This is a genomic window from Pseudomonas sp. SDO5591_S426 (genome assembly GCF_054070755.1).
This window is the reverse complement of record NZ_JBSVXD010000216.1, coordinates 1-8622: the sequence shown is the minus strand read 5'-3', so window position 1 is coordinate 8622 and position 8622 is coordinate 1. Positions and strand designations below refer to the sequence as shown.

Annotated in this window: 9 protein-coding genes; 6 read left to right on the top strand and 3 right to left on the bottom strand. The window is 58.2% G+C overall.

Translation table 11 applies throughout. The features are described from left to right. Positions 1-111: 111 nt before the first annotated feature. Together ACW9JC_RS26470 and ACW9JC_RS26465 are read left to right on the top strand one after the other, a co-directional pair. Positions 112-1692, top strand: coding sequence for an arylsulfatase (locus tag ACW9JC_RS26470; protein ID WP_457458685.1), 1581 nt, complete (start codon positions 112-114; stop codon positions 1690-1692). 66 nt (positions 1693-1758) lie between these two features. After that, a complete protein-coding gene (locus ACW9JC_RS26465; RefSeq protein ID WP_338586192.1) occupies positions 1759-1977 on the top strand; it encodes a DUF4287 domain-containing protein in 219 nt (72 codons plus the stop codon). A 48-nt stretch (positions 1978-2025) separates the two neighbouring features. Here the strand turns inward: ACW9JC_RS26465 and ACW9JC_RS26460 are convergent, their stop codons facing one another. Beyond that, positions 2026-2940: a LysR family transcriptional regulator gene (locus ACW9JC_RS26460; protein WP_457458683.1), complete on the bottom strand. Its 915-nt coding sequence runs from the start codon at positions 2938-2940 to the stop codon at positions 2026-2028. Positions 2941-3087: 147 nt separating this feature from the next. Between ACW9JC_RS26460 and ACW9JC_RS26455 the strand changes: the two genes are divergently transcribed. The 3 genes from ACW9JC_RS26455 to ACW9JC_RS26445 all read left to right on the top strand — a co-directional run bounded on the left by ACW9JC_RS26455 (position 3088) and on the right by ACW9JC_RS26445 (position 6816). Next, on the top strand, positions 3088-4317 hold the full coding sequence (locus ACW9JC_RS26455) for an MFS transporter (protein ID WP_457458681.1): 1230 nt from the start codon (positions 3088-3090) through the stop codon (positions 4315-4317). Positions 4318-4496: 179 nt separating this feature from the next. After that, complete coding sequence (locus tag ACW9JC_RS26450; RefSeq protein ID WP_457458679.1) at positions 4497-4943, top strand: hypothetical protein; 447 nt, start codon at positions 4497-4499, stop codon at positions 4941-4943. Positions 4944-5217: 274 nt separating this feature from the next. Continuing rightward, positions 5218-6816, top strand: a complete 1599-nt coding sequence (locus tag ACW9JC_RS26445; protein WP_448107321.1) for an arylsulfatase — start codon at positions 5218-5220, stop codon at positions 6814-6816. Between the two features lie 36 nt (positions 6817-6852). On the opposite strand, the gene ACW9JC_RS26440 is transcribed toward ACW9JC_RS26445, so the two are convergent. Further along, positions 6853-7431, bottom strand: a complete 579-nt coding sequence (locus ACW9JC_RS26440) for a nucleotidyltransferase family protein (protein ID WP_457458676.1) — start codon at positions 7429-7431, stop codon at positions 6853-6855. 99 nt (positions 7432-7530) lie between these two features. On the opposite strand from ACW9JC_RS26440, the gene ACW9JC_RS26435 reads away from it, so the two are divergent. Beyond that, positions 7531-7917, top strand: a complete 387-nt coding sequence (locus ACW9JC_RS26435; RefSeq protein WP_457458674.1) for a VOC family protein — start codon at positions 7531-7533, stop codon at positions 7915-7917. A gap of 12 nt (positions 7918-7929) precedes the next feature. Here the strand turns inward: ACW9JC_RS26435 and ACW9JC_RS26430 are convergent, their stop codons facing one another. Further along, entirely contained in the window at positions 7930-8274 is a 345-nt protein-coding gene (locus ACW9JC_RS26430) for a VOC family protein (protein ID WP_457458672.1), read from the bottom strand. Positions 8275-8622: the final 348 nt, after the last annotated feature.

Here is an 8622-nt window from a genome sequence, read left to right as displayed (position 1 = left end):
AGCTCCTACAGGTCATGGCCACCTGATGTGGGTGGCGCAAACCTTTTGACGACGCTCGAACATGGCCGCTGGGTCGCCCTGCGCGACGCCCGTCAACAAGGAGCCAGTCAGATGACTCGCATAACAAAGTGGCTGCCGAAACTCGCCTTCATGGCGACAACGGTCATGGCTATGGCGGCGAACGCCGCTGACAAACCCAACATTCTGGTGATCTTCGGCGACGATATCGGCCAGACCAACATCAGCGCCTATTCCATGGGCGTGGTCGGCTACAAGACGCCGAACATCGACCGCATCGCCAAGGAAGGCATGATCTTCACCGACTACTACGCGGAGAACAGTTGCACCGCCGGGCGGTCGTCGTTCATCACAGGCCAGTCGCCGCTGCGCACCGGCCTGACCAAGGTCGGCGTACCGGGTGCGCCCATCGGCATTCAGAAGCGTGACATCACCATCGCCCAGGCACTCAAGTCCCAGGGTTACGCGACCGGCCAGTTCGGCAAGAACCACTTGGGCGACAAGGATGAATTCCTGCCGACCAACCACGGTTTCGACGAGTTCTTCGGCAACCTCTATCACCTCAACGCCGAAGAAGAACCCGAGCGCCCGTACTGGCCCAAGGATGACCCGGACTTCGTCAAATCCCGCACACCCCGTGGCGTGATCCACAGCTACGCCGACGGCAAGATCGAAGACACCGGCGCGCTGACCAGCAAGCGCATGGAAACCATCGACGACGAAACCACGGCCGCTGCGCAAACCTTCATCGAGAAACAGGCCAAGGCCGACAAGCCGTTTTTCGTCTGGATGAACACCACGCGCATGCACGTCTTCACCCACGTACGCGAGTCGATGAAGGGCCAGAGCGGCATGCCCGGCAACGACTATGCGGACGGCATGCTTGAGCACGACGGCGATGTCGGCAAACTGCTGAAGACCCTCGACGACCTGAAAATCGCCGACAACACCATCGTTGTCTACACCACCGACAACGGCCCGAACCAGTTCTCCTGGCCGGATGCGGCAACCACGCCGTTCCGCAACGAGAAGAACTCCAACTGGGAAGGCGCCTACCGCGTACCGGCCATCGTGCGTTGGCCGGGCAAGATCAAGGCCGGTGAAGTCTCCAACGAGATGTTCTCGGGCATGGACTGGTTCCCGACGCTGCTCGCCGCCGCGGGCGAAACCGATGTGAAAAACAAGCTGCTCAAGGGCTGGGCTCCAACGTCAGGCGCCAGCAGTTTCAAAGTGCACCTGGACGGCTACAACCAGTTGCCGTACCTGACCGGTCAGCAGCCCAAGGGTGAGCGCAAGGAGTTCTACTACTTCAACGACGACGGCGTGCTGGTTTCCATGCGTTACGACAATTGGAAAGTGGTCTTCGCCGAACAGCGTGAACCCGGTGGTTTCGCCGTGTGGAGCAGCCCGTTCGTGCCCTTGCGCGTGCCGAAACTGTTCAACCTGCGGATGGACCCGTATGAACGGGCCGACATGGTTTCTGACCAGTATTACGACTGGACCGTGAAGAACTCCTACCTGCTGGCAGCCGGGGTGGCCAAGGCTGCGCGCTTCCTGCAAACCTTCGTCGAATACCCGCCCAGCCAGAAACCGGCGAGTTTCAGCATCGATCAGATCCGTGCGGCGGTGGACGCGAAAATCCAGGAGAAAATCAACAACCCGTCGAAGCCGTGACTAGACGCTTGAAAAAAAACGGCTAAGGTCGTGGCTGACGTTCCTCAAATTTGTGGAGTTTGCACCGTGACCGAAGATACAAAAACCAAAGGACCGGCTTCGTACTTCCCTTCCATCGAAAAGAAGTACGGGCAACCTATCAACCACTGGCTCGATCTGCTCAAAACAGCCAGCGACAAGAAGCACATGGAAATGGTGGCCTGGCTCAAGACCGAACACGGTATGGGTCATGGCCATGCCAACGCTTTGGTTGCCTACCATTTGGCCGCCAGCAAAAGCGCTTGACCCTCCAGCGTCACTGACGATGGCGTCGGCCAAAACCGGCGCCATCGTTCATCCCTCCGTTTTTCCCGCCAACTCAGCAGCCGTTTCAATCAGCAACTGTCGCAACCACTGGTGGGCCGGATCGTTGCGATAACGAACGTGCCAGGCGATTTCCACCGGGAAGGTGCCCAGGTCCACAGGCGATTCCACCACCTTGAATCGCGGGTCCTGGGCAATCTGGTTGCAGATCAGTCGAGGCAACGTCGCGCAGTAATCCGTGACGGCGATGATCTCCGGCACCGCCAGGAAATGCGTGACTGAAATGGCCAGCTCGCGGCGCAAACCCTGACGTTCCAGCACCTGGAACAGTCCGACTTTCATTCGCCCCGGCGGCAGCACGTTGACATGCCGCAACTGCTCGTATTGCTCGCGCGACATCGTGTCTTCGATATCGGGATGGTCGGCACGCACGACGCACGCCAGGCCATCGTCCATCAAATGCTGAATGATCAAATTGTCCGGCGGATCGATGATGCGTCCGAGCGCCATGTCGGTCGTGCCCGAAATCACCCCGGTTTCAGTAAGGTCATTGCCGAATGGCGTGAGCGACACTTTGACCCCGGGTGCCTGCAATCGCAGCTGGGCGATGATGCTCGGCATCAGCACGATCTCGACGAAGCTGTTCGGCGCAATGTTGAACTGCCGGTTTGAAGTTGCCGGATCAAATTGCTGCCGCCCGATGATCACTTCATCCAGCCGGGCCAAAGTCTCGGCGATGACCGGCGCGATTTCTTCGGCGAACTGCGTGGGTTTGATGCCGTAGCGCTCACGGATGAACAGCGGATCCTTGAGCGTGTCGCGCAGCCGGTTCAGCCCGTTCGACAACGCAGGCTGGGTGATGCCCAGGCGCGCGGCGGCCCGGGTAACGCTGCGCTCCTCCATGAGCGCCATGAAAACCGGCAAGAGATTGAGGTCGTATCGCATGACTCATAATGCTCTGTGAATATCTAGAATCAGATAAGTAAATTTCTCGAATATCTGGGCGTGGAGCAAAGTTAGCCCATCCAAAGGGATCCGCCAAATCCAACGGAATGCTCGCTCAAGGCATCCAGTTCATTCGAGGACTTTTACATGACAAATCCATCGAGCAAGCTCGCTCGCTCCCTGGCGCTGTTTGCGCTGGCACTCGGCAGTTTCTGCATCGGCACGTCCGAATTTGCCAGTATGGGCATCATTCAGCTGGTCTCTGCCAGCCTGGGCATTGATGTACCGCAGGCCTCGAACGCGGTGACCGCTTACGCACTGGGAGTCGTCATCGGCGCGCCAGCGGTGACGCTTGCAGCGGCCCGGCTCAATCGGCGGACATTGCTGCTGGCACTGATGGCGCTGTTTGTCGTCGGCAATGTGCTTTCAGCGGTCGCCACCGATTTGAACCTGCTGATGGCCGCCCGCTTCCTGAGTGGCCTGCCCCAAGGTGCCTATTTCGGTGCGGGCGCCATGGTCGCGTCCTACATCCTGGGGCCGGGTCAGGAAGGCCGCGCCTTCGCCATCGTCATGACCGGCCTGACCGTCGCAACGATCATCGGTTCGCCGCTGGCAACGTTCCTGGGGCAACACCTAGGATGGCGTGAAACCTATCTCGCGGTGGCTGTTCTTTCCGGGCTGGCACTGCTTGCGATCCGCCAGTGGTTGCCACGTACCGAGGCATTGAACGGCGCTCCGATCACCCAGGAACTGTCGGCGCTGCGCAGCGGGCAAGTCTGGGGCGTCATGGCGGTTGCGACCACCGGAATTGCCAGCCTGTTTGCGATCTACACCTTCGTCGGCCCCATCGTGACCGACGCGGCAAAACTGGCACCGGCCATGATCCCGGTCGCCCTCGCCCTCTTCGGCATCGGCATGACCGTGGGCAACTCGGTGGGCGGCAGCCTGGCCGACCGTTACCCGATGCGCGGCATCGTGCTCGGTTTTGGCATAGCACTCGGCGTGCTGCTGATCATCGCTACCGGCGGGCAAGAGCCCTGGATTCTTTTCCCCGCGCTGTTTGTCCTCGGTGCCGGTTTGATGGCCGCCATCCCGACCATGCAAGTGCGCCTGACCCGCTTTGCGCCGCAAGCACCGTCCCTCGTGGGCGCCATGACTTTGGCCGCGTGCAACCTGGGTAACGCCATCGGCGCCTGGGGCGGTGGCTACACGATTGATGCCGGCTACGGCCTGCTCTCGGTGGCCTGGGCCGGTTTTGCCCTGACCCTGGCCGGTTTGGCGATCTTTGCCCTGACCCTGATCAACACCCGTCAATCCACCCGCGCGGTCAATCTGCTGCAGCGCCCAGCGTCCCGAGGCTCGTTTTCAATTCACTGAGGAATTCACCATGTCGTACCGAATGCTGCTGGTTGAAGGCTGTGCTGTTTCACCGGCCTAACGGTTGAGCATTTAATTACTCGATAGCAGCCTTTGTGACCGTTCTCTTTCCGCCAGAAGACGATATTTGAGCTATACCCGCTAATCTCCCTTTGCACTTCTTCAACAGGAGTTTGGCAATGAAGCTCAAAAACTCACTTACCGTTCTATTGGTCACCGCTAGTCTGTTCGGCTGCGCCACATCATCAAACAAAAGTGTGTCGGTGAAGCTGGATGCCACCCGGCAGAACAGCGGTCATATCGGCAATGTGGCGTTGTCCGACTGGGGCAAACAAACCGGGCTCAGCTTCTTCGTCAGCGGCGTTCCCAACGGCGTCGTACTGCCCTTGCGCCTCTACTCTTTCATCTACAAAGGCAGCTGCGCTCAACCCGGCCCCGTGGCGTATGAGATGAATGACAAGGTCAACACCGAGCGCCAACCGGTAGGCGGCTGGACCTTTTCAAGAAGCGTACCGGTGCCCTTGTCTGAGCTGCTTGCCAGTGATCACGCCATCGTCGTGCGAACGGCAGCCACCGATGGCAACGTTGATATTTTCTGTGGCGATATCAAGCAAAAGACTCAGTGAAACAACTTTAGGCATGGCCCGATATAAACGACGAGTGACACGCAAATACATCGCGCAACGAAATCTGCGTACTAGTCTTTCACGGGCGCTGTGAATGGTAATGGGGATAAGCCCCGTGCTTATTCAGGCTAAAAGTTTGGGGGTTACTCACAAAGATCCTTGTATTGCCTTCGATGGTTGAGCGGCCCGCAACAAGGATCGGAACTTGAGAAAGGAAACCCGAATGAACAAATTCTCGCACCGCTCCAGGTTTTATCTTGCATGTTCACTACTCATGGCAATCAACACAGGTCACGCTGCACAGACAGAAAAAACCAACATCCTGTTTATCGTATCCGACGATACCGGCTACGGTGACCTCGGGCCCTATGGCGGCGGTGTCGGTCGCGGCATGCCGACGCCCAGCATCGACCAGCTGGCGCAGGAAGGCACTACCTTCTTTTCGTTTTATGCCCAACCCAGTTGCACCCCCGGCCGGGCAGCCATGCAGACCGGGCGCATCCCCAACCGCAGCGGCATGACCACGGTGGCCTTCCAGGGTCAGGGCGGTGGTTTGCCTGCGGCTGAATGGACACTGGCCTCGGTGTTGAAAACCGGTGGCTATGAGACCTATTTCACCGGCAAATGGCATTTGGGCGAAGCCGACTACGCCCTGCCAAATGCCCAGGGTTACGACGTGATGAAATACGTCGGCCTGTATCACCTCAATGCCTACACCTACGCCGACCCTACCTGGTTCCCGGACATGGATGAAGAAACCCGCGCCATGTTTGCCAAAGTGACCAAGGGCGCGCTTTCCGCCAAGGCCGGTGAAAAGCCGGTGGAGGAATTCAAGATCAATGGACAGTACGTCGACACGCCTGTGGTGGACGGAAAACCCGGTGTCGTCGGTATTCCGTTCTTTGACAACTACGTGGAAAAAGCCGCGCTGGAATTTCTCGACACGGCGGCGAAGTCCGACAAACCTTTCTTCATCAACGTCAACTTCATGAAAGTGCACCAACCAAACTTGCCGGCACCGGAGTTCGTGCACAAGTCGATCTCCAAGACCAAGTACGCCGACTCGGTGGTGGAACTCGACACGCATATCGGGCGCATCATGGACAAGTTAAGGGCGCTGGGGCTGGATAAGAACACCCTGGTGGTTTACACCACCGATAACGGCGCCTGGCAGGATGTTTATCCGGATGCCGGCTACACGCCATTCCGTGGCACCAAAGGCACGGTGCGCGAAGGCGGCAACCGGGTGCCGGCAATCATGGTCTGGCCAGGAAAAATCAAGGCCGATGCAAAAAACCACGACATTCTCGGTGGCCTGGACTTGATGGCGACCTTTGCATCCGTGGCTGGAGTGAAGTTGCCGGAAAAAGACCGCGAAGGCCAGCCGATCATGTTTGACAGCTACGACATGACCCCTGTGCTGTTGGGTACCGGCCCTGACCCACGCAAAGAATGGTTTTACTTCACCGAAAACGAACTGTCGCCCGGTGCCGCCCGTGTCGGTCACTACAAGGCAGTGTTCAACCTGCGTGGTGACAACGGAGCCCCGACGGGTGGCCTGGCGGTCGATTCCAACCTGGGCTGGAAAGGCGCGAGCAAGTATGTGGCGATCGTTCCACAAGTCTTTGACCTGCTGCAGGATCCGCAGGAACGCTATGACGTCTTCATGAACAACTACACCGAGCACACCTGGACAATGGTGCCCATCAGCATCGCGATCACCAACCTGATGAAAACCTATGTCAAATACCCTCCACGCAAAATGCAAAGCATGGGTTACGACGGTCCGGTCGAACTTTCCAAGTACCAGAAATTCCAGTCGATACGCGAAGACCTGCAGAAGGAAGGCGTGAACCTGGCAATACCTAACTAGCCGTCTGGCGGCAGCCTCATTCGGGGCTGCCGCTGTTCAGGTCAGGTCCGTGGTGGCGGGATCAATGATTTTCAGCCAGGGCCAGCGTGCCTGATAACTCTTGGCCTTCTGTTCGAACAACTCAGGTTTGGGATTTTTCGGATTGATCCGAAGCAGCCCTTGCTCGGTGTCAGTCAAGCCGTTGGGGGCATAGACTTCGCCGGTTTCAATATCCAGGCCGATGCACGTACCCGCAATCAGGTAGCGATCGATCCCGTCCCTGGACGACTGAAGTTGAGGGTAAGCCCCGCCGAACCGTTGGTGATACCAAAGGTGCACGCGAGCCTGATTCTTGATTTCGACGTTAACGTCCAGGTGCTGGAACAGGCGTTGTGCAGACTGGATCACTTCGTTCTCGGCCTCCCAGGACAGGTCCTCATCGAAGTAAAACACGTCGTAATCCTTAACGCCCCACGCGGGCGGCAACTGCGCCTGCTGATTCCACACAGCCTGAAACAGACACCCGGCGGTCAGCATGCACTGGCTCAACCCGAGCGCCGGCAGGCGTGCGCTGATTTCTGCGTTGACTGGATTGGTCATGGCGATCCTGACCAGGCTTTCGACGGTCAATGTCATCTTCGATACCTCGCTCCCTGTGGTCGCCCATCGTAAACATCCGCGCCATCAGCGGCTACGCTGAGACAAAAAACTGCGCATCAGCCGGGAGGAAAACTCATGAAGATTGTGGTGACCAGCGTGATGGTCGACGATCAGGACAAGGCACTGGCCTTCTACCGCGACATACTCGGCTTTGAGATCAAGCATGACATCCCGATGGGCCAGTTTCGCTGGCTGACCCTCACCTCGCCCGGCGATCCCGATGGCGTCGAGTTGCTGCTGGAGCCTGACGCCCACCCCGCGGCCAAACCCTTCAAGTCGGCGGTGAAGCAGGACGGGATTCCCTACACCTCATTCGGTGTCGACGATGTGCAGGCGGAGTACACACGGCTTTGCGCCGAAGGCGTGCGCTTCACCCAGCCGCCGACGGCGATGGGGCCGGTGACCACGGCAGTGTTCGATGACACGTGCGGCAATCTGATTCAAATCGCTCAAAAGCATTGAGCGCAGACAGGCTCAGGCGGCCAGCAGTTGGGCAAAGGCAATGTGGTAACCATTGCAGTCACGAATGCCAAATTCCCTGGACCCGTAGGCCATGTCCTGCAGCGGCCATGCGATGTCCACTCGATCTTTGACCTGCTCGTAATACTGATCCACTTGCGCAATTGCACAATAGATCGTGCCCGAACAGGCGACGGGACTGCGCCACAGATCCTGCTGGGTGAAGACGATCCGGCAATCTTCCAGCTGCACGGTAAGCGTCGATTCCAACGAATCGATGACCGTGAAACCCAGCGTGTCGCGGTAATACCGTCGAGTGCTGTCCAGATCGTTGCAACGCAGAAGAAGAGCTAGGGGCATGCTGACCTCGGGAGTGATGCGCGATGGCGAGAACTACCCCGCAATCATAGACCACCTCACACCGGCGAAATCGTCGCCAGCACGCCAATCAGAATCGTCACCACCAAAAAACCACCGAGGAAAATCGCCATCTTGCCCATAAGGCCCCCTACGTCATGAATGTGCGGTGCAACCGCTGCTGTTGCGGCGGAGCGTGTTGTTATTGTGGGCTGCAAGCTGTGTGCATTACAGAGGCAGAAAGCGACGAAAAATACGGATCAGATGCGCACGACAAACAAACCTTGTCCCCTGTAGGAGCTGTCGAGTGAAACGAGGCTGCGATCTTTTAAAGCACAGATCAAAAGATCG

Coding starts and splice junctions, on each gene's coding strand:
- ACW9JC_RS26450 (WP_457458679.1), top strand. CDS start 4,497: ATGAAGCTCAAAAACTCACTTACCGTTCTATTGGTCACCGCTAGTCTG.
- ACW9JC_RS26435 (WP_457458674.1), top strand. CDS start 7,531: ATGAAGATTGTGGTGACCAGCGTGATGGTCGACGATCAGGACAAGGCA.
- ACW9JC_RS26470 (WP_457458685.1), top strand. CDS start 112: ATGACTCGCATAACAAAGTGGCTGCCGAAACTCGCCTTCATGGCGACA.
- ACW9JC_RS26440 (WP_457458676.1), bottom strand. CDS start 7,431: ATGACATTGACCGTCGAAAGCCTGGTCAGGATCGCCATGACCAATCCA.
- ACW9JC_RS26430 (WP_457458672.1), bottom strand. CDS start 8,274: ATGCCCCTAGCTCTTCTTCTGCGTTGCAACGATCTGGACAGCACTCGA.
- ACW9JC_RS26445 (WP_448107321.1), top strand. CDS start 5,218: ATGGCAATCAACACAGGTCACGCTGCACAGACAGAAAAAACCAACATC.
- ACW9JC_RS26455 (WP_457458681.1), top strand. CDS start 3,088: ATGACAAATCCATCGAGCAAGCTCGCTCGCTCCCTGGCGCTGTTTGCG.
- ACW9JC_RS26460 (WP_457458683.1), bottom strand. CDS start 2,940: ATGCGATACGACCTCAATCTCTTGCCGGTTTTCATGGCGCTCATGGAG.